This window comes from Methylogaea oryzae (assembly GCF_019669985.1).
In the GTDB taxonomy this organism is placed as follows: domain Bacteria; phylum Pseudomonadota; class Gammaproteobacteria; order Methylococcales; family Methylococcaceae; genus Methylogaea; species Methylogaea oryzae.
The window spans coordinates 3,726,926-3,744,847 of sequence record NZ_AP019782.1 but is presented as its reverse complement, the minus strand read 5'-3'; the positions used below and the strand labels follow the sequence as shown (position 1 = coordinate 3,744,847).

General features: G+C 64.8%; 22 protein-coding genes and 1 other RNA gene. 7 read left to right on the top strand and 16 right to left on the bottom strand.

Annotated features, from left to right (window positions below; genetic code table 11):
- The first annotated feature begins 35 nt into the window (after positions 1–35).
- Both hemE and dhaK read left to right on the top strand, forming a co-directional pair.
- Positions 36–1,106 carry a uroporphyrinogen decarboxylase gene (gene hemE / locus K5607_RS16690; protein WP_221047681.1) on the top strand — a complete coding sequence of 357 codons (1,071 nt, stop codon included), beginning with the start codon at positions 36–38 and terminating at the stop codon, positions 1,104–1,106.
- A 37-nt stretch (positions 1,107–1,143) separates the two neighbouring features.
- A complete protein-coding gene (gene dhaK / locus K5607_RS16685) occupies positions 1,144–2,133 on the top strand; it encodes a dihydroxyacetone kinase subunit DhaK (RefSeq protein ID WP_221047680.1) in 990 nt (329 codons plus the stop codon).
- Here dhaK and dhaL read toward each other — a convergent pair.
- The 7 genes from dhaL to K5607_RS16655 form a co-directional block, all read right to left on the bottom strand.
- Positions 2,130–2,762: a dihydroxyacetone kinase subunit DhaL gene (gene dhaL / locus K5607_RS16680; protein WP_221047679.1), complete on the bottom strand. Its 633-nt coding sequence runs from the start codon at positions 2,760–2,762 to the stop codon at positions 2,130–2,132. The genes dhaK and dhaL overlap by 4 nt on opposite strands.
- Positions 2,763–2,922: 160 nt before the next feature.
- Positions 2,923–3,576: a c-type cytochrome gene (locus K5607_RS16675; RefSeq protein ID WP_221047678.1), complete on the bottom strand. Its 654-nt coding sequence runs from the start codon at positions 3,574–3,576 to the stop codon at positions 2,923–2,925.
- A gap of 2 nt (positions 3,577–3,578) precedes the next feature.
- Positions 3,579–5,195 carry a cbb3-type cytochrome c oxidase subunit I gene (locus K5607_RS16670; protein ID WP_221047677.1) on the bottom strand — a complete coding sequence of 539 codons (1,617 nt, stop codon included), beginning with the start codon at positions 5,193–5,195 and terminating at the stop codon, positions 3,579–3,581.
- A gap of 3 nt (positions 5,196–5,198) precedes the next feature.
- Positions 5,199–5,717 (bottom strand): cupredoxin domain-containing protein, encoded by a 519-nt coding sequence (locus tag K5607_RS16665; RefSeq protein WP_054774949.1) that lies wholly within the window; start codon positions 5,715–5,717, stop codon positions 5,199–5,201.
- Positions 5,718–5,725: 8 nt separating this feature from the next.
- Positions 5,726–5,860: a hypothetical protein gene (locus tag K5607_RS18205; RefSeq protein ID WP_255211178.1), complete on the bottom strand. Its 135-nt coding sequence runs from the start codon at positions 5,858–5,860 to the stop codon at positions 5,726–5,728.
- A gap of 73 nt (positions 5,861–5,933) precedes the next feature.
- Positions 5,934–6,923, bottom strand: coding sequence for a 2Fe-2S iron-sulfur cluster-binding protein (locus tag K5607_RS16660; protein WP_221047676.1), 990 nt, complete (start codon positions 6,921–6,923; stop codon positions 5,934–5,936).
- Positions 6,924–6,938: 15 nt separating this feature from the next.
- The gene (locus tag K5607_RS16655) at positions 6,939–7,307 is read right to left on the bottom strand and encodes a group I truncated hemoglobin (protein WP_054774011.1); all 369 of its coding nucleotides are present in this window, start codon (positions 7,305–7,307) and stop codon (positions 6,939–6,941) included.
- 156 nt (positions 7,308–7,463) lie between these two features.
- On the opposite strand from K5607_RS16655, the gene K5607_RS16650 reads away from it, so the two are divergent.
- Both K5607_RS16650 and K5607_RS16645 read left to right on the top strand, forming a co-directional pair.
- Entirely contained in the window at positions 7,464–7,931 is a 468-nt protein-coding gene (locus tag K5607_RS16650) for an Rrf2 family transcriptional regulator (protein ID WP_054774010.1), read from the top strand.
- Positions 7,928–8,458, top strand: coding sequence for an HPP family protein (locus tag K5607_RS16645; RefSeq protein WP_217995023.1), 531 nt, complete (start codon positions 7,928–7,930; stop codon positions 8,456–8,458). Before K5607_RS16650 ends, K5607_RS16645 begins: the two co-directional genes overlap by 4 nt.
- Positions 8,459–8,485: 27 nt before the next feature.
- Here the strand turns inward: K5607_RS16645 and K5607_RS16640 are convergent, their stop codons facing one another.
- The 4 genes from K5607_RS16640 to K5607_RS16625 all read right to left on the bottom strand — a co-directional run bounded on the left by K5607_RS16640 (position 8,486) and on the right by K5607_RS16625 (position 9,829).
- Positions 8,486–8,944 (bottom strand): EVE domain-containing protein, encoded by a 459-nt coding sequence (locus K5607_RS16640; protein WP_054774009.1) that lies wholly within the window; start codon positions 8,942–8,944, stop codon positions 8,486–8,488.
- A 30-nt stretch (positions 8,945–8,974) separates the two neighbouring features.
- Positions 8,975–9,159, bottom strand: a non-coding RNA gene (gene ssrS / locus K5607_RS16635) — 6S RNA.
- Between the two features lie 125 nt (positions 9,160–9,284).
- Positions 9,285–9,605, bottom strand: coding sequence for a cell division protein ZapA (locus K5607_RS16630; protein WP_054774008.1), 321 nt, complete (start codon positions 9,603–9,605; stop codon positions 9,285–9,287).
- On the bottom strand, positions 9,602–9,829 hold the full coding sequence (locus tag K5607_RS16625) for a TIGR02449 family protein (protein WP_054774007.1): 228 nt from the start codon (positions 9,827–9,829) through the stop codon (positions 9,602–9,604). Before K5607_RS16625 ends, K5607_RS16630 begins: the two co-directional genes overlap by 4 nt.
- A 96-nt stretch (positions 9,830–9,925) precedes the next feature.
- Here K5607_RS16625 and K5607_RS16620 point away from each other — a divergent pair, with 96 nt between their 5' ends.
- The 3 genes from K5607_RS16620 to ubiH are packed head-to-tail and all read left to right on the top strand — an operon-like array spanning position 9,926 to position 13,008.
- Positions 9,926–10,465 (top strand): UPF0149 family protein, encoded by a 540-nt coding sequence (locus K5607_RS16620; RefSeq protein WP_054774006.1) that lies wholly within the window; start codon positions 9,926–9,928, stop codon positions 10,463–10,465.
- 18 nt (positions 10,466–10,483) lie between these two features.
- On the top strand, positions 10,484–11,794 hold the full coding sequence (gene pepP, locus K5607_RS16615; protein ID WP_425515777.1) for a Xaa-Pro aminopeptidase: 1,311 nt from the start codon (positions 10,484–10,486) through the stop codon (positions 11,792–11,794).
- Positions 11,791–13,008, top strand: a complete 1,218-nt coding sequence (gene ubiH / locus K5607_RS16610; RefSeq protein WP_221047675.1) for a 2-octaprenyl-6-methoxyphenyl hydroxylase — start codon at positions 11,791–11,793, stop codon at positions 13,006–13,008. Before pepP ends, ubiH begins: the two co-directional genes overlap by 4 nt.
- Positions 13,009–13,017: 9 nt before the next feature.
- Here ubiH and K5607_RS16605 read toward each other — a convergent pair whose 3' ends face one another.
- From K5607_RS16605 to K5607_RS16585, 5 genes are read right to left on the bottom strand one after another with little or no spacing between them, the layout of a single operon-like run.
- Positions 13,018–14,487: a DNA recombination protein RmuC gene (locus K5607_RS16605; RefSeq protein WP_246598906.1), complete on the bottom strand. Its 1,470-nt coding sequence runs from the start codon at positions 14,485–14,487 to the stop codon at positions 13,018–13,020.
- Between the two features lie 3 nt (positions 14,488–14,490).
- A complete protein-coding gene (gene hemL, locus K5607_RS16600) occupies positions 14,491–15,771 on the bottom strand; it encodes a glutamate-1-semialdehyde 2,1-aminomutase (RefSeq protein ID WP_221047674.1) in 1,281 nt (426 codons plus the stop codon).
- Between the two features lie 40 nt (positions 15,772–15,811).
- Complete coding sequence (locus K5607_RS16595) at positions 15,812–16,561, bottom strand: HvfC family RiPP maturation protein (RefSeq protein WP_221047673.1); 750 nt, start codon at positions 16,559–16,561, stop codon at positions 15,812–15,814.
- 39 nt (positions 16,562–16,600) lie between these two features.
- Complete coding sequence (locus K5607_RS16590; protein ID WP_221047672.1) at positions 16,601–17,440, bottom strand: HvfB family MNIO-type RiPP peptide maturase; 840 nt, start codon at positions 17,438–17,440, stop codon at positions 16,601–16,603.
- Positions 17,441–17,484: 44 nt separating this feature from the next.
- Positions 17,485–17,841: a hypothetical protein gene (locus K5607_RS16585; RefSeq protein ID WP_221047671.1), complete on the bottom strand. Its 357-nt coding sequence runs from the start codon at positions 17,839–17,841 to the stop codon at positions 17,485–17,487.
- Positions 17,842–17,922 lie beyond the last annotated feature (81 nt).

Here is a 17,922-nt window from a genome sequence, read left to right as displayed (position 1 = left end):
TATCATGCATGGTTTTTAGTCGATCCCGATTTGCCATGACTTCCAGCTTACAAAACGACTGTTTCCTGCGCGCCCTGCTGCGCGAACCGGTGGAGCGCACCCCGGTATGGATGATGCGCCAAGCCGGCCGTTACCTGCCCGAATACCGGCGGGTGCGCCAGCAGGCCGGCAGCTTTCTCGACTTGTGCACTACCCCCGAACTGGCTTGCGAAGTCACTATCCAGCCCTTGGATCGTTATCCGCTGGACGCAGCCATTCTGTTTTCCGACATCCTCACCATTCCCCACGCCATGGGCTTGGGGCTGACCTTCGCCGAGGGCGAAGGGCCGCGTTTCGCCCATCCCGTGCGCACGGCGGCGGATATCCAGCGTCTGGCCGTGCCCGATCCCGAAGGCGAGTTGCGTTACGTGATGGACGCGGTGCGCTTGATTCGTAAGACCCTGGCCGGCCGGGTGCCGCTCATCGGCTTCGCCGGCAGTCCCTGGACCTTGGCCTGCTACATGGTGGAAGGCGCCGGCAGCCGCGACTTCGCCAAGGTCAAAGGCTTGATGTACGACCAGCCCCGCCTCATGCACCAGCTGCTGGACGTATTGGCGGATTCCGTCGCGGCCTATCTCAACGCCCAAATCGCCGCCGGCGCCCAGGCCATCATGCTGTTCGACACCTGGGGCGGCGTGCTCAGCGCCGAGGATTACCGCGAGTTTTCCCTGGCCTATGCGGCCAAGGTACGCGCCGCGTTGCCCAAGGAAGCCGACGGCCGGCGCGTCCCAACCGTGCTGTTCACCAAGGGCGGCGGCCAATGGCTGGAAGCGATGGCGGATTCCGGCTACGACGCCCTGGGGGTGGATTGGACCACGCCGTTAAACGAGGCGCGGGCCCGGGTCGGCGGCAAGGTGGCGCTGCAAGGCAATATGGACCCGGTGGCACTGTACGCCTCGCCGGAAACCATCCGCGCCAAGGTGAAAGCTATACTGGAACAGTACGGCCAGGGCAGCGGCCACGTATTCAATTTGGGCCACGGCATCCTGCCGGACGTGGATCCGGCCCACGCCGGCGCCATGATCGCTGCGGTGCACGAATACAGCCCAGCCTTCCATAAGGCCTGAGCCGTCCCGGGCCGGGTCGAAATCACGAGGGGGAACGATGAAGAAATTTCTCAACAGCACCGATACCCTGTTGGAAGAAAGCCTACGCGGCTTCGCCTTGGCTCACGCGGACATCGTCCGCTACTGCGCCGAGCCTCACTACATCGCCCGCATAGCGCCTTCCCGTCCCGGCAAGGTGGCGCTGATTTCCGGCGGCGGTTCCGGCCACGAGCCGTTGCATAGCGGCTTCGTCGGCTTCGGCATGCTGGACGCGGCCTGCCCCGGCCAGGTATTCACCTCCCCCACGCCGGACCAGATGCTGGCCGCGGCCCAGGCGGTGGAGAACGGCGGCGGCGTGCTGTTCATCGTCAAGAACTACGCCGGCGACGTGATGAATTTCGAAATCGCCGGGGAAATGCTGGATTGTTCCCACGACTCGCTGCTGGTGCACGACGACGTGTCCATTCCGGAACACCAGGGCATGGGGCGGCGCGGCATTGCCGGCACCACCATCGTGGAGAAGATCGTCGGCGCGGCGGCGGAAGCCGGCGCCGACCTGGCCGCCTGCAAAGCGCTGGGCGAGAAGGTGGTGCACGCCACCGCCTCCATGGGCGTGGCGCTCACCAGCTGCACCGTGCCGGCCCTGGGCAAGCCCACTTTCGACATCGCCGACAACGAAATGGAAATGGGCGTGGGCATCCACGGCGAGCGGGGCCGCGAGCGCAAGCAGCTGGCCAGCGCCAGCGAAATCGTGGACTACCTGGCGGCCATCATCGACGAGGAGCTGAGGCCGGCGAGAGGCCAGTCCGTGCTGCTGCACGTCAACGGCTTCGGCGGCACGCCTCTGTTGGAACTGAACTTGATCTACGGCCTGGCCTATCAGTACTGGAGCCAGCGCGGCGTGAACGTGGCCCGCTCCCTGGTGGGAAACTACACCACATCGCTGGACATGGCCGGCTGCTCGCTCACCCTGACCTTGCTGGACGAGGAAATGCTCAAGCTGTGGGACGCGCCGGTGCACACGGCCGCCCTGCGCTGGGGCTGCTAGCCGCTGTTCCGCAACACCCCGGCGATAGCGCTTATCATCAACTGGCCGGTGCGGGCGCCGGGGTCCAAGCAGCCCTTGGCCCGCTCGCCCAGGAAAGAGGCGCGGCCCTTGGTGGCCACCAAGTCGCGGGTGGATTCCGCGCCCGCCGCCGCGACTTTCTCGACGTTTTCCAACAGTTGCGGCAAAGGCAAAGAGGCGGCCGAGGCTTCCTGCAAGGCGTTCGCCACGGGAATTAACACGTCGAGCATGGTTTTCTCGCCCAAGCCCGCCTTGCCGCGCTGCTTCATGGCTTCCACCCCCTGAGCGAAGGCCTCGGCCAGGCTCGCCTGGTCCAGCTCCTTGCCTTTCAGCGATTTGCTCATGGCGAGGAACAGCGTGCCGTACAGCGACCCCGAAGCGCCGCCGACGCTGGACATCAGGCTCATGCCGATCTTCTGCAAGGCGGCGGACCAGTCCTCCCCCAGGCTGGCGGCCAACCCGTCGAGAGCCTCCAACCCCCTTTGCAAGTTGGTCACATGATCGCCGTCGCCGATGGCCTGGTCGAGAGCGGTGACTTCCTCCGCGTTGTCGCGGATGACGGCGCCGACGGCGCGGATGAAATCAGGGATAAGCGCAGCGGAAGTCGTCATGGCGTGGCTCGTCTAGGGTGGTGAAAAACGGTGGTCTTCTGGCTGGCTTGGGAAGCCGGCACCGATTCGAAAGCGTCGCGTTTCCCCATGCGCGGATGGGGACGGAGGGCGTTAAACCGGCCTGTCGGGAGCCCGGCTCGAACGCCCCCTCCCTCGGCTATCAGTGGCCTTGCGCAGCGTAATACTCGGCCAACTGGTGAATTTCCTCGTCGCTGAGCGTCGCCGCGATGGCTCTCATGCGCTGGTAAACGTCGTTGTGGCGCTGCCCCTTTTTGTAGGCTTGCAGCGTTGCCGCCAGGTATGCGGGTTTTTGCCCGGCCAGGCGCGGGACATCCTGGGCCTGGCCCTGTCCGCCGCCGCCGTGACAGGCGGCGCAGGCGGGAACCAAGCGCTGCTTGTCGCCCTGGCTCGCCAGGCGCTGGGCGGCTTCGACGGCGCCCTGGGCCGGCGTGGCCGCGGATGCCTCCTGCTTGCCGTACCAGGCGGACAGATCCGCCATGTCCTGCTCGCTCAGGCCCGCCGCCATGGCCTCCATGGTGTCGTTGGCGCGGCTGCGGTCCTTGTAGTCGTGCAACTGGCGGTACAGGTAGGTCGCCAGCTGTCCGGCCAGATGGGGGGCGTCCGGCATGGTGCTGCCGGTGTGGCAGCCGTCGCAGCCTAGATTTTTCGCCAGCTCTTGGCCGTGGCCGGTGTTGCCGGCTTTTACCAGTGCCAGGGTCTCCGGGGTCCAGGCCACGCGGCTGGAGGGTTCGGCTTGCGCCGGCGCGGCCAAGGTTGCCAGCAGGGCCGGGAGTATCAGTAGTCGTTTGTCCATGGCTAGTACCCCCAGGGGCTGGAGTCGAACGTTTTCATGAGGAAGAACTGAGCGATGGGATAGCCGAAGCTAGCCGCCATCAGCAGCAGTATCACCCAATTCCACACGGCGTAGCCGTTGAGCAGCGCCGGGATTTTACCGGGCGGGTGCAGCGGTTCGGCGTAAGCCACCGTATCTTCGCCGGACGCTTCGCCTTGCCAGTGGGCTGAGGCAAGGTTGTAGACGAATAGCAGGGCCGACAGCAGCAACACCAAGCCGCCGGCGATCATGATCGCCTCGTACGCTCCCCACGACTGCACCAGCGGGCTGTCGTATTCCACGCTGGAAATGCGGCGCGGCTGTCCCAGCAAGCCGAGGATATGCCACGGCGTGGTGAGGATGGCCATGCCGCCGAACCAGCTCCACAGCTGCCCCAGCACCAAGCAGGGCTTGCGGAAGGCTTTGCCGGTGAGGCTGGGCCACAGCCGGTAGGCGACGGCGAAATAGAGGGTGACCACGGTGCCGGCGAAGATCAGGTGGAAATGGCCGGGCACCCAGGCGGTGTTGTGCACCATGGCGTTCATGGCGTAGCTGGCGTTGACCAATCCGCCGAACCCGCCCAGCAGCAGCATGAGCAGGGACAGGCCGGCCGCCAGCACCATGGGCTGGTTCCACGGCAGCGCGCCGATCCAGCCGAACAGGCCCTGCCCTCCTCGCGCCCGGCCGGCCATTTCCAGCGAGGCGATGACGGTAAAGGCGGTGATCAGGGTGGGAATGGCGACCACATAGGTGCCGACGCCATGGGCCAGCTTCCAGCCGGAGGCCTGCATGGGGTCCATGTACAGGTGGTGGAAACCGATCGGCAGGCCGAAGACCACGATCAACACGAAAGCCGCCCGCGCCAGCTCCTCGCTGAACAGCTTGCCGCCGGCGGCCAAGGGCACGAAGCTGTATAGGGCGATGTAAGCGGGGATCAACCAGAAATAGACGATGGGGTGCAGCGTCCAGGAGAACAGCGTGCGGGCCAGGCCGACGTCGATGGTGTCCACCAGTCCCAAAGACCAGGGGATCAGCTGGAATACCACTTCCAAGGCTACGCCGACGCTGCTCCACAGCCAGAGGATGGCGTTGCCGGTGGTGGCGAACAGCGGCAAGGGCATGGCGGCGCCGGGGTTGGCCTGTTTCCACGCTCCGGCGGCCATCACCATCAGCACGCACCATACCCAGGAGCCCACCACCAGCAAGGTGGCGCCGATATAAAACAGCGGATGGGCCTGCATGGGCGGGTAAAAAGTGAACAGCACCGAGGCGTTGCCGGTGAGCAGCGGCAGGGCCGCCAGCAGGGTGCCGACGGCGGCCACCCAGAAGCCGGCCCAGGCGGCGCAGCGGTTGAAGCCGGCGCCGTTGTTGGCCGCCGTGTGGTAGCCGAAGCCCATGATGAAGAAGGTGGTGAGAACGAAAGCCATCAACACGCCGTGGGTGCTGACGGAGCCGTAATACAGCGCCGGCGATTTCAGCGCCGGGATCAGGCCGCTGCGCTCCACCACCTGGTAGAAGCCCAGCAGCGAGGCGACGCCGAACGCGCCGAAGGCCACCCACAAGTGGGCCAGGGCCAATTTTTTAATGTCCTTGTCGCACATGGGCTAGTTGCTCCCCTTGGTCGTTGCGGTCGGTTGCCACTGGTCGGCGGCCACCACGGTGATGCGGCTCCACATGTGGTCGTGGCCCATGCCGCAGTATTCGTTGCACAACATGGGGTATTCGCCCGGTTTGGGGAATACGGTGGTGACCTGGGCGACGTAGCCGGGCACGACCATGGTGCCCATATTGGTCATGGGCACGTGCACGCCGTGCAACACGTCCATACTGGCGATGCGGAAAGTGACGGGGCGTCCGGCGGGAACGCTCATTTGCCGCGGGTAGAAGCCGTAACGGCCGGCGACAAGGGTTACCCGAACGCTGCCGTCCGCCTGGCCGACGACGCCGAGCTTGTCCTCGGCGAATTCGCCGCCCAGGTGCAGCTTGGCCGAGTCCACGGTTTCCACGTGGCTGGGCGGGTGGATGTTACGTTCGAAGGCGGTGTAGAAGATGGAGCCGAGAAATACGGCGACCAGGGCTAGCGAGGCGAATAGCCATTTCTTTTCCAGCGGGTTGATATGCATGGCTCACCTCAACTCAGTGCGCCGCGCGGCAGAAACACGCCGAAATAGAGATAGAGCCACGCCAGCGCCATCACCGTGGCGGCGCCGGCCAGCAAGACCAAAGTGCCTATGGGCCAGTCGGTTTTTTCGGGGGGCTCGCGCATGGAATCGTTCTCCTCATTATTCTTTCAAGGAGCGAACCCATGTGTCCCGGACGCTACATGTCCCCCCGGGCAGTCATCCGACCGCCTTGGGCGGGTGTTGCACGAACGTGAACGGGTCCGCGTATATGTCCTGCATGGCCGCGCCGGCGAGAAACGCCTGTTTCTTGGTGCCGTGCACCATTTCCGGATGGCCGCACAAGTATATCCGCCAACCGCGCAGCGCGCCTAAGGATTGTAACGCGATCTCGTGGGCGCGGCCCGACGCCACTTTCGGCAGTTCATGGGGGCGCGACAGGGTGGGCGTGTAGTTGAAGTGCGGGTGCTTTTCCGCCAAGGCGCTCATTTCCTCGAAATAGTAAATGCCGTCTTGATTGGAACTGCCGTGGTAGAGGTGGATGGCGCCGGTGTGGCCCTGGCGCAGGGCGTCGCGGGCGATGCCGTACAGCGGCGCCAGGCCGGAGCCGGTGCCGATCAGCAGCAGCGGCTGGTCGTTGCGGGCCGGCACGTAGAAGCATTGGCCCATGGCTTCGCTGATGGTCAGTTCGGTGTTGGTCTTGAGTTCGTCGTAGATCCAGCCGCTGACCAGGCCGGAGGGGATGCGCCGGACGTGTAGCTCCAGGTAATCGTCTTCGTCCGGAACGCTGGCCAGGGAGTAGCTGCGGGAAACACCGCCGGGGGCGACAATATTGATAAACTGGCCCGCGCGGTATTTGAAGCCGGCCGGCAGGCCGAGGCGAACCCGGGCGATTTCGGCGTTTAGGCGCTCGACGTCGATAACCGGGCTGGTGTAGGTTTTTGCCGCTGCGCCCGGTATGGCGACTTCCAAATCCGTCGTCGGGTGGCACAGGCAGGCGAGAAACTGGCGATCGAATTTTTGCGTATCTTTCAGGCCTTTTTGAGAGTCGGAGGGAGGCGCGCCGTCCACCGCCTGCATGAGGCAGCTTTGGCACGCTCCCGCCCGGCAACCGTAAGAGACGGATTCGCCGTGACGAAGCAAGCAATCCAGGACGGTTTCGTCCCCTTCCGTAACGTAGCTACGGCCTTCGTACGTGATTTGCGGCATACCCGTCTCCGTTTATCAGCGGCCCAATACGGCGTTACGGGTGCTTTCGGCGATCTTCATGATTTCCACCACGAGATAGCCCGGAACCTTAAGTTCCTGCAAGGTTTTCATCAGGTGGTTCAGCACGGCGGTCACGTGGCTGTCGTTCAGGCCGCGGGCAACCAGGGCCGCGTGGGCGGAGGTCAGGTCTTTGCCGGAATAGTTGTTGGGGCCGCCGAAGGCCATGGTCAGGAATGCCTTTTGCTTGGCTGCCTGCTTGTCGAGGTCCACGCCTTCGAAGAAGGGCGCCAGCGTGGTGTCGCCCAGAATTTTGCGGTAAAAAATGTCCACCGCCGCATCTACAGCCGCTTCGCCGCCCAGTTGTTCGTATAAAGATTCAGACATGGTGTACTCCTGATTGCGTTTTTCGATGTGCCATTCTTAGGGGGACTTTGTTAAGATGCATATGAGATACATCTTGTTCCGAAGTGTACAAAGCCCGTGGAGGGCTTGTCAAATAGCGACACGAAATTTTCTTGGACGGAGAAAGAGATTGCTGCGATGCAGTTGACCAAGCACACCGATTACGCCTTGCGCGTCCTAATCTACCTTGCGGAGCAGCCGGAGGCCACCATAGGCCAGATGGCGGAACACTACCAGATTTCCCGCAACCACTTGGTGAAGGTGGTGCACGCGCTGGCGCGCAAGGGCTTTGTCGCGACGACTCGCGGCAAGAACGGCGGCGTCAAGCTGGCGCGGACGGCGGCGCTGATCGGGATCGGCGACGTGGTGCGGGCCATGGAGCCCCATTTCGACGTGGTGGAGTGCTTTAATTTCAAGCGCGCCCACTGCGCCGCCTTGCCGGTGTGCGGCTTGAAGGGGGCCCTGAACCGGGCGGCGGACGAATTTTTGGCGGTATTGGATCAATATACGCTGGCGGACACGATCAAGCCGCGCGACGTGCGCTTGGTTCCGCAGCGGCGGATTGCGGCCTTGAACGAAACGGCTGGTCGGGAGGCGGGGGCTTGATTCGCCGCGCCAAGTCCGTGGCCGTTCACTGGATACGCTCATGGCTGCAAATGGGGTTGAGCTGGCTGGGCGTTTTCCTGGGGATGGCGGCGGTGGGCTATCTGAGCCACTGGCTGGCCTTGCGCGGAATCGAGCAGATGTATTTGATCGGGTCGTTCGGCGCCACGGCTATCCTGCTGTATGGCGCGCCCAGCGTGCCCTACTCCCAGCCGCGCAACTTGCTGGGCGGGCAGATCCTGTCGGCCGTGGTCGGCGTAGCGGTCTATCAAGCCTTGCCGGAGCCTTTGTGGCTGGCGGCGGCCATGGCCGTTTCCTGCTCCATGGCGATTATGCAGCTCACCCGCACCATCCACCCGCCCGGCGGCGCCACGGCGTTGATCGCCGTGCTGGGCGGCGAGCGCATCCACGCTTTGGGATATTGGTACGCCTTGGTGCCGGTAACGGCGGGGGCTTTCGTGATGTTGGCGGTGGCGTTGCTGGTCAACAATTTGCCGCGCAGCCGCCGTTACCCTTTGTCTTGGTTCTAGCGGCGGCGTTTCAGCCGCGGAACCGGCTCATTCCAGCGACAAAATAAACGCCCACTGGTCCGCTGCCACCGGCATGATGGACAGGCGGTTGCCGCGCCGCACCAGGGCCAGGTCGCCCAATTCCGGGCGGTCTTTCAGTTCGGCGAGGGTGATGGTGCGTTTCAGCTTGCGCACTGGCTTTACGTCCACCATGAACCAGCGCGGGTTGGCCGGATCGCTGGCGGGATCGGGATGCTTGCTGTCGGGGTCGAAAGCGGTATGGTCGGGATAACCTTCCCGCGAAATTTCGGCGATGCCGACGATGCCCGGTTCCGCGCAATTGGAGTGGTAGAAAAACACTTGGTCGCCACGCTTCATCTGGTCGCGCAGCATGTTCCGCGCTTGGTAGTTGCGCACGCCGTCCCAGTGTTCGGTTTGGTCGGGGCGCGCCACGAGGTCGTCGTAGCTGAACTCCGACGGTTCGGACTTCATCAGCCAATATTGCATGGGTGGGTGCCGGGGAGAATGGGGGGATAAAGATCCCCCGCTTGCGCCGTAGCGAGTTTTTCCCCTGAACCGGATGGCTCAGGTGGGAACCGTTGAGGTGAATCAGGCTTTCCGCACGGGGCGGACATGCACACCATCACCGCCAGCCGGACTCCCGGGGTTGCAATTTAAGGCTCAGGGGGTAACCCAACCCGCTTCGAACGCCGCAGGGGACGTGCAGTAATTTTACTATGAAAAATCCGCCGGGAGCGGATTTTCATTTACCCATAGGGCGGTGGGCAGGACCGCCCGACGTGACAAATCCGCCGGGAGCGGATTTTCGTTCGCCCGCCCCGAACGCTTATTTGTCGTCGGGCGTGGCGGCGGCCAGGGCGGCGTCGATGCGTTCCTGCATGGCGACGACGCGTTCGGTGATCGCCCGGTTGTTCTGCGGCGGGGGCGGGTTTTGGCTTTGGGCTTGGACGAGTTCGTGGGCGATGTTGAGCGCCGCCATGACGGCAATGCGGTCGAAGCTGCCGATCTGGCTGTTGCTGCGGATATGGCGCATCTTTTCGTCCAGGTGCAGGGCGGCCGTCATCAGGTCGTCCCGCTCCTCTTCCCGGCAGGCGATGTGGAATTCCTTGCCGAGGATGATTACCTTGACGGGTTTCGCTTCGCTCATAGATTTTCCTGGCCCAGGGTGCGCAAGCGTTTCACCATGGCTTCCACCCGGTTGCGGGCCATGGCGGCTTTTTCCACCAGTTGCGCCCGCTCCTGGGTGAGCTGCTCGTTCTGCTCGATCAGCTCCTGGTTCGCGTGTTGCAGGCTGCGGCATAGACGCAGCAGGGCGTCGACTTTTTCGTCCAGGCGGTGCAGTTCGGCTTGCAATTCGTTTTCGGTGGTCACGATGGCTGGCGCGGCGCGTGGCGGTTGGGCTGTGGGCTGAAGAATGCTAGCATAGGTCCTTAAAGATATTAGATTTTTATTGGCGTATCAAAGCAAATGAGCACACATTCCGACTACGAAGCTTTCGACGACTTGGTGGCCGGCAATGCCGCGTTCGCCGACGCCGCGGAATGCCACGGCGCTTTATCCGGCATGTTGTGCGTCAACCGCCGCCTGCGCTTGGAGGAGTGGCTGGCCGAGGTTTTCGGTGCCGCCGGCCACGCCTTGGACGATAAGGGGCTGCACTTATTTAGCGCCCTGTTCGACCAAACCCGCGACGCATTGGAAGCGTTCGAGTTCGATTTCGATTTGTTCCTGCCGGACGAAGACGTGGACCTGCCGGATCGCGCCGAGGCATTGTCCCATTGGTGCAAAGGCTTTTTGCACGGCTTGGGCTCCCTGTCGGAAGGCGTGGCTTGCGGCGAGGACGGCAAGGAAGTGTTGCGCGATATCTACCAGATCGCCCAGTTGCAGTCCGAGGGACTGAGCGACGACGACGAAGATTCCTATATGGAGCTGGCCGAGTACCTGCGCGTCGGCGTGCAATTGCTGCGCACCGAGTTCCAGGCGCCGGTGGACGCCAAGCATCTGCACTAATTTAGCGGTGTTCGTTTCGTGATTACCAAAAAAGAATTCCAGCGCCGTCGGCGCCAGTTGATGCGCATGGTCGGCAAGGGCGGCATCGCCCTGATTCCCAGCGCGCCCGAGTTGAAGCGCAACCGCGACGTGGATTATCCCTTCCGCCAGGACAGCGACTTCTATTACCTCACCGGTTTCAACGAGCCGGAGGCCCTGGCGGTGTTGATTCCCGGCCGCGAGCAGGGCGAATACCTCTTGTTCTGCCGCGAATTCGACCCGCAGAAAGCCCTGTGGACCGGCCGCCACGCCGGCCTGGACGGGGCGCGGGACGATTTCGGCGCCGACGATGCCTTCCCCATGGAGGACCTGGACGAAATCCTGCCGGGCCTGTTGGAAAACCGCGAGCGGGTCTATTACCCCATGGACCGCGGCGGCGATTTGCACGGGCGGTTGCTGGACTGGGTGCACCAGTTGCGCGACAAGGCCCGCAGCGGCGTGACGGCGCCCAGCGAATTCGTTTCGGTGGAGCACTTGCTGCACGACATGCGCTTGTTCAAAAGCCCGGCCGAACTGGCGGTGATGCGCAAGGCCGCCCAGGTGTCGGCCGCCGCCCACGTGCGGGCCATGAAGGCTTGCCGGCCCGGCTTGTTCGAATACCAGATCGAGGCCGAACTGCTGCACGAGTTCACCCTCAACGGCATGCGCTCCCCGGCTTATCCCAGCATCGTCGCCGGCGGCGTCAACGCCTGCGTGCTGCACTACACCGACAACGACGCCAAGCTGCAGGACGGCGACCTGCTGCTCATCGACGCCGGGGCCGAGCACGCCAACTACGCCGCCGACATCACCCGCACCTTCCCGGTCAACGGCCGCTTCAGCGAGCCGCAGCGCGCCTTGTACGAACTGGTGCTGGAGGCCCAGGAAGCGGCCATCGCGCAGATCAAGCCCGGCGCCCACTGGAACGAGCCCCACGACGCCGCGGTGCGCACGCTGACCCGCGGCTTGGTCAAGCTGGGCCTGCTCAAAGGCAAGGTGGACAAGCTCATCAAGGACGAAACCTACAAGCAGTTTTACATGCATCGCACCGGCCACTGGCTGGGCATGGACGTGCACGACGTGGGCGACTACAAGGTCGGCGGCGAGTGGCGCATGTTGGAGCCGGGCATGGTGCTGACGGTGGAGCCGGGGCTGTACGTCGCGCCGGATTGCAAGAAAGTGGACAAGTGTTGGCGCGGCATCGGCATCCGCATCGAGGACGACGTGCTGGTCACCAAGGCCGGCTGCGAAATTCTCACCGGCGGCGCGCCGAAAACCGTGGCGGAAATCGAAAGGGTGATGCAAGCATGACGAATGTGATGGACTGCGATGTCGCCATCGTCGGCGGCGGTTTGGCCGGCGCTTCCCTGGCGGTGGCGCTGCACGGCACGCCCCTCAGGGTGGTGCTGATCGAAGCGGTATCCGACGAGGCGCGCCTGGCCTCCGGCGCCGGCGACCGGGGCATCGCCCTGGCGCAGGGCTCGGCGGAGCTGCTGGATCGGCTCGGCTTGTGGGCCGGCGCGCGCGACAAGGCCACGCCCATTCGCAAGATCCATGTTTCCGACCGCGGCCATTTCGGCAAGGCGCGCATCGACGCCGAGCAGGAAAAGGTCGACGCCCTGGGCTACGTCATCGCCGCCCGCGAACTGGAGCGGCAAGCCATCGCCGCCCTGTCGGATCTCGCCATCGAGCGCATCGTGCCGGGCCGGGTGATCGGCGCCAAGGCCGGGCCCGACAGCATCTGCCTCACCGTGCGCCAGGACGATGCGGAGCGCCATATCAACGCCCGATTGCTGGTGGGCGCCGACGGCGGCGACTCCAGCGTGCGGCGCTTGTTGGAAATCGGCGAGGAGGTCACCGATTACGGCCAGGTGGCCGTCACCGCCACGGTCAAGCCCCAGCGCGACCCGGCCGGCTTGGCGTTCGAGCGCTTCACGCCGGAAGGTCCTCTGGCCCTGCTGCCCACGGAAAACCGCTGCTGCGCCGTGGTGTGGACGCGCAAGCCGGAGCAGGCCGAGTCCCTCATGGCCTTGTCGGACGAGCGCTTCACCGCCGAACTGCAGGCCGCCTTCGGCCAGTGGCTGGGTCGCCTGACGTTGTGCGCGCCGCGCCGCAAGTTTCCCCTCAAGCTGGTGCGGGCGCGTCGCTTGACCGTGCCCCGCGCCGTGCTGATCGGCAATGCCGCCCACCAACTGCACCCTGTCGCCGGCCAAGGTTTCAACCTGGGCTTGCGCGACGCCGCGCGGCTGGCGGAAATGCTCGCCGCGGCGGCGGAAGCCGGCGTCGACGTGGGCGCGCCGGACTTGCTGGAGCGCTTCGCCGTGGAGCGGACCCGCGATCACGACCGCGTCATCGGCTTCACCGACTCCATGGTCAAGTGGTTTTCCACCGAACAGCCGGCTGCGGCCCTGGCGCGCAATATCGGCATGGTGCTGCTGGACCACATACCCGCCGCCAAGCGCTTCCTGGCCCGTCAGGCCATGGGGCGCGGCTGGCGCAGCCCGCGTTTGCCGTTGGGTAAATAAGCCCCGCTTTCAGGCGTCGCCGTCTTCCGCGACGCCTTCCTCCAATCCCGCCCGCTCGGTGATGCTTTTGGGCAGCGGCTTGGAAATCTTCACCCCCAGTTCGGCGAAGCCGGAGGCCTGGCGGATGACGTTGCCCTTGCCGGTGGTCAGCTTGTTCATGGCGTCGTCGTAGGTCTTGTGCACGGTGGCCAGCTGGGTGCCGAGCTTTTCCATGTCCTCGGTGAAGCCGCGCAGCTTGTCGTACAGCTTGGCGGCCTTGTCGGCGATGAGGCGGGCGTTTTCGTTCTGCCGTTCGTAGCGCCAGATGTTGCCGATGGTGCGCAGCGTCGCCAGCAGGGTAGTGGGGGTGACTACCACGATGCCGGCCTCGAAGGCGTCGGAAAACAGCTTTTCGTCGTGCTGGAAAGCCGCCATGAACGCCGCTTCGATGGGCATGAACAGCAGCACGAAGTCCAGCGAGCGCAGGCCGGAAAGGTCGGCGTAGTCCTTGCCGCTCAGGCCTTTGATGTGGGCGCGAACCGCCTGCACGTGCTCGGCTAGGGCCATGTCGCGTTCGGTGGCGTCCTCTGCGTTGGCGTAGCGCTCGTAGGCGGACAGTGACACTTTGGAATCCACCACCACGTCCTTGCCTTCCGGCAGGTGGACGATGACGTCCGGCCGCAGCAAACGCTGCTCGGCGTCGCGGAAAGCGCCCTGGGTGTCGTATTCGATGCCCTTGCGCAGGCCGGACTGCTCCAGCACCCGCTCCAGGATCATTTCGCCCCAGTTGCCCTGGGTTTTGCGGTCGCCCTTCAGCGCCCGGGCCAGGTTGGCCGCTTCCTGGTTGATGCGCTGGGTTTGGTCCTTGAGGCCCTGGATTTCCTGGCGCAGGGACGCCCGGTCCTTGGCGTCGTGTAGGTGCATGTCGTCCACCTTCTTGCGGAAATCGCCGATCTGCTCGCGGAACGGGTTGAGCACGCTGTCCAGCTGGGCGCGGTTCTGTTCGGTGAATTTTTGGCTCTTCTCTTCCAGGATCTTGCCGGCCAGGTTCTCGAACTGGCTCACCAACTGCGCCTCGGCGTTGCGTAGCAGGGCCAGCTTGTCCTCCGTGGCCTTGCGTTCTTCCTCCATGCGGGCCTGTAGCTCCGCCAGGCCGCTGCGGGAGTCGGACAGGGCCTGGGTGAGGGCCTGGATGTCGGCGTCCTTGGTCGTCAGGCGCTGCTCCAGCGCCGGGATGACCTGGCACTGCTGCTCGGCGCGGGCGCGGGCGGCGGCTTCCTGCTTAAGTTCGGCCTGGGCCGACTCCAGCCGCATCTGCACGTCCCGGCCGTGGCGCTCCAGCTCCAGCAATCGGGCGTTGCGTTCCTCGGCCACGGCCAGGCGGGTGGCCAGTTCGGCCGCCCGCTGCGATAACCGCCAGGCGACGAACGCCAGGCCCGCCAGCAGCAGCGCCAAGACCGCTACGGCCAACGGCCAGCCCATGGGCACGGTGGTCGGCACGGCTTAAATGCGCCGGAAGGCTTTTTCGGCCGCGTGGAAGGTGTATTCCAGCGCCGCTTCGTCGTGGGCGGCGGAAACAAAGCCGGCTTCGTAGGCGGAGGGGGCCAGGTAGACGCCCTCTTCCAGCATGGCGTGGAAAAAGGCTTTGAAGCGCTCGGCGTCGCAGGCCAGCACTTCGTCGAAGGAGGTGATTTCCGCCTGGTCGGTGAAGTACAGGCCGAACATGCCGCCGACGCGGGTGGTGGTGAAAGGCACGCCGGCCGCTGCCGCGCAAGCTTCCAGGCCTTCGCACAGGCGACGGCAGGTGTCGGCCAGTTGGTCGTAGAAACCGGGGACGGAAATCAGCTCCAGCGTTTTCAGGCCGGCCGCCATGGCCACCGGATTGCCGGACAGGGTGCCGGCCTGGTAGACGGGGCCCAGCGGGGCGAGTTTTTCCATGACGGCGCGCTTGCCGCCGAAAGCGCCCACCGGCATGCCGCCGCCGATCACCTTGCCCAGGGTGGTCAAATCCGGCGTGACGCCGTACAGGGCTTGGGCGCCGCCCAGGGCGACGCGGAAGCCGGTCATCACTTCGTCGAAGATGAGCACGGCGTCGTGCTTGTCGCATTCTTCCCGTAGGGCTTGCAGGAAGCCGGGAATGGGCGGCACGCAGTTCATATTGCCGGCCACCGGTTCCACGATGACGCAGGCGATGTGGTCGCCCAGCCGGTCAAAACAGTCGCGCACGGCGGCGATGTTGTTGTAGGGCAGGGTCAGGGTGTGTTCGGCCAGGGATGCCGGCACGCCGGGGGAGGACGGCACGCCCAGGGTCAGGGCGCCGGAGCCGGCTTTCACCAGCAGGGAGTCGGAGTGGCCGTGGTAGCAGCCTTCGAATTTGACGATCTTGTCCTGGCCCGTATAGCCCCGCGCCAGGCGGATGGCGCTCATGGTGGCTTCGGTGCCGGAACTGACCATGCGCACCAGGGCCATGGAGGGCACCAGCTCGAAAATCTTCCGCGCCATGGCGGTTTCGATCTGGGTGGGGGCGCCGAAGCTCAGGCCCTTGGCGGCGGTTTCCTGCACCGCGCGGATCACTTCGGGGTGGGCGTGGCCCAGCACCATGGGGCCCCAGGAACCGACGTAGTCGACGTAGCGTTTGCCTTCCACGTCGTAAACGTGGGGGCCGGCGGCCCGTTCGAAAAAGATCGGCGTGCCGCCCACGCCCTTGAAGGCGCGGACCGGCGAGTTGACGCCGCCGGGGATGTAATTTTGCGCTTGGGAAAAGGATTCGGCGGATGTGGTCATGGTGTCGGTGTTGTGTGATGGAAATCGTATGGCCGCCATTTTAGCCTGATGCGGGCCGGCCGATGACCGCCCTTTCCGCCAAGCCCCGCAATATTTCCGCGCCGCCGTGCAGCACCGCTTCCGGATTGGGATTGTTCAATTCCGAGGCGATGCGCCGCAGATAGTCCGCGCCGACCTTGCCCGGTTCGGCTTGCAACAGCTCCAGCAGGCGGTAAGTGACCGGATTGATTTCCAGGAAGCGCACCTGGTCTTCCCGGTTGCGGCAGATCACCAGCAGGGTGGCGTCGGGCGGCTGCTGCTGCGGTTGATTGTCCGGACCGATCAGGTGCACCGGCCAGCGGTAAGCAAGAAACCAGGCCAGCGGCGACAGCGCCAGGGGCTGGCCGATCACGTCGCCGGCCAGGGGGGGCGGCGGCTCGCCCTGGGCGATGGCGACGGCCATTTCCGCCCATTCGTAATGGGCCAGTTCCTGCAGGAACGGCGGATCGTCGTGTTGCCGGTCCCGTTCGTCCCGCAGGAAAGCGAGGAATTCCTCCGGAATGGCGTAGAAATAAGGCGTCCGGCAGCGATGGCGGGCGAAAAAGTCCTGCGCCAGGGCGTGCCAGGCCCCGTCGCCGTAGAGGGAGCGCAGTACGGGAAAGTTGCCGGACAGGAAGCTTTCGACGTTGTTGTAGAACAGCTCGCGGTACATGGCCATGCGGCGCGGCGCCACGTCGTCGGGCGCGGGGTTGCTTTCAGGATCGCGGATGTAGGCGCTGAAACGTTGCTGGGTTTGTATGAGGGAGGGCATGGCGCGCGGCGGCTGGAACGGTGTTGGACGATGGGACGCCTATGCCGCTTGCTTGCGGCGTTGCTGCAAGTCGCGGATGCCGTCCACTTCCGCCAGCAGCTCCGCCAGGGGCGGGATGTTGAAGTCCCGTTCCAGCAAGGTGGGACAGGGGCCGAATCGGTCGAAGGTCCGGTCCAGCAGTCGCCACACCGGGTTGACGATGGGCGCGCCGTGGGTGTCCACCAGGAAGTCTTCCGCTTCCACGTAGTGGCCGGCGATGTGCAGGTAGGCGATGCGCTGGGCCGGCACGGCGTCGAGGAAGGCTGCCGCGTCGTAACGGTGGTTGACGCTGTTGACGTAGACATTGTTCACGTCCAGCAGCAAGTCGCAGTCGGCTTCAGCCAGCACGGCGTTGAGAAAATCGATTTCCGCCATTTCCTGGCCCGGCGCGGCGTAGTAGGAGATGTTCTCCATGGCGATGCGCCGCTCCAGGATGTCCTGCACCCGGCGGATGCGGCCGGCCGTGTAATGCACCGCTTCCTCGGTGAAGGGCAAGGGCATCAGGTCGTATAAATGGCCGGCGTCGTCGCCGCAGTAGCTCAGGTGCTCGCTGTAGAGGGCAATGCGGTGCTCGGCCATGAAGGCCTTGAGCTGCCGCAGGAATACTTCGTCCAGGGGGGCGGGGCCGCCCACGGACAGACATAGGCCGTGGCAAACGAAAGGGCAACGCTCGGTGAGGCTGCGGAACAGTTTGCCCGCCTTGCCGCCGACGTGCATCCAGTTTTCCGGCGCGATTTCGTAAAAGCCCACGTTGGCGGGCGGAGCCGCCGCCAGCTCTTCGATGAAGGCGCGGCGCAGGCCGAGGCCGGCGTTTTGCAGAGGGGATGGCGCGTGCGGCATGAGGGTATCCCGCGCCGGAAGCGCGGGATGGGGTCTGCTGCCGATCAGTGCTTCATCGGCGCGGCGGGCGCCGGAGCGGGAGCGGCGCCGCCGGTAGCCGGCGCAGGGGCCGCGCCCGGTGCGGCCTGTTGGCCGCCTTGCATATTACCGGCGCACTTGCCTTCCATGCCTTTCATGCCGGCCATGTCTTTTTTCGGCTGGCCTTCCTTCATCATGCTGCCGCCGCACTTGCCTTCGCCGCAGGTCATTTCCTTTTGTTCGGCCACTTGCATGTAGCCGGCGGACAAATCCTTCAGGGCGAACGGGTTTTCCTGGGCGTTCACGGCGGTAGCGGACAGGCTGGTGACCACGGCCGCGCCGGCCAGGGCGGCCAAGCCTTTTTTGTCGAACGTATTGCTCATGGGGATGTCTCCGTTGCTGGTAGGCTAGTGTTGGATTTATAGTCGAATGCGCCGGCGGCGGGCGCCGCTGCGCGTCTGCAC

What these genes read in the sequence shown, in the direction of transcription:
- ubiH (WP_221047675.1), top strand. Translation starts at nt 11,791, where the DNA reads ATGACGAATGTGATGGACTGCGATGTCGCCATCGTCGGCGGCGGTTTG.
- K5607_RS16620 (WP_054774006.1), top strand. Translation starts at nt 9,926, where the DNA reads ATGAGCACACATTCCGACTACGAAGCTTTCGACGACTTGGTGGCCGGC.
- hemE (WP_221047681.1), top strand. Translation starts at nt 36, where the DNA reads ATGACTTCCAGCTTACAAAACGACTGTTTCCTGCGCGCCCTGCTGCGC.
- K5607_RS16665 (WP_054774949.1), bottom strand. Translation starts at nt 5,717, where the DNA reads ATGCATATCAACCCGCTGGAAAAGAAATGGCTATTCGCCTCGCTAGCC.
- K5607_RS16650 (WP_054774010.1), top strand. Translation starts at nt 7,464, where the DNA reads ATGCAGTTGACCAAGCACACCGATTACGCCTTGCGCGTCCTAATCTAC.
- K5607_RS16630 (WP_054774008.1), bottom strand. Translation starts at nt 9,605, where the DNA reads ATGAGCGAAGCGAAACCCGTCAAGGTAATCATCCTCGGCAAGGAATTC.
- dhaL (WP_221047679.1), bottom strand. Translation starts at nt 2,762, where the DNA reads ATGACGACTTCCGCTGCGCTTATCCCTGATTTCATCCGCGCCGTCGGC.
- K5607_RS16640 (WP_054774009.1), bottom strand. Translation starts at nt 8,944, where the DNA reads ATGCAATATTGGCTGATGAAGTCCGAACCGTCGGAGTTCAGCTACGAC.
- K5607_RS16595 (WP_221047673.1), bottom strand. Translation starts at nt 16,561, where the DNA reads ATGCCCTCCCTCATACAAACCCAGCAACGTTTCAGCGCCTACATCCGC.
- hemL (WP_221047674.1), bottom strand. Translation starts at nt 15,771, where the DNA reads ATGACCACATCCGCCGAATCCTTTTCCCAAGCGCAAAATTACATCCCC.
- K5607_RS18205 (WP_255211178.1), bottom strand. Translation starts at nt 5,860, where the DNA reads ATGCGCGAGCCCCCCGAAAAAACCGACTGGCCCATAGGCACTTTGGTC.
- K5607_RS16590 (WP_221047672.1), bottom strand. Translation starts at nt 17,440, where the DNA reads ATGCCGCACGCGCCATCCCCTCTGCAAAACGCCGGCCTCGGCCTGCGC.
- K5607_RS16655 (WP_054774011.1), bottom strand. Translation starts at nt 7,307, where the DNA reads ATGTCTGAATCTTTATACGAACAACTGGGCGGCGAAGCGGCTGTAGAT.
- K5607_RS16660 (WP_221047676.1), bottom strand. Translation starts at nt 6,923, where the DNA reads ATGCCGCAAATCACGTACGAAGGCCGTAGCTACGTTACGGAAGGGGAC.
- K5607_RS16675 (WP_221047678.1), bottom strand. Translation starts at nt 3,576, where the DNA reads ATGGACAAACGACTACTGATACTCCCGGCCCTGCTGGCAACCTTGGCC.
- dhaK (WP_221047680.1), top strand. Translation starts at nt 1,144, where the DNA reads ATGAAGAAATTTCTCAACAGCACCGATACCCTGTTGGAAGAAAGCCTA.
- K5607_RS16670 (WP_221047677.1), bottom strand. Translation starts at nt 5,195, where the DNA reads ATGTGCGACAAGGACATTAAAAAATTGGCCCTGGCCCACTTGTGGGTG.
- K5607_RS16585 (WP_221047671.1), bottom strand. Translation starts at nt 17,841, where the DNA reads ATGAGCAATACGTTCGACAAAAAAGGCTTGGCCGCCCTGGCCGGCGCG.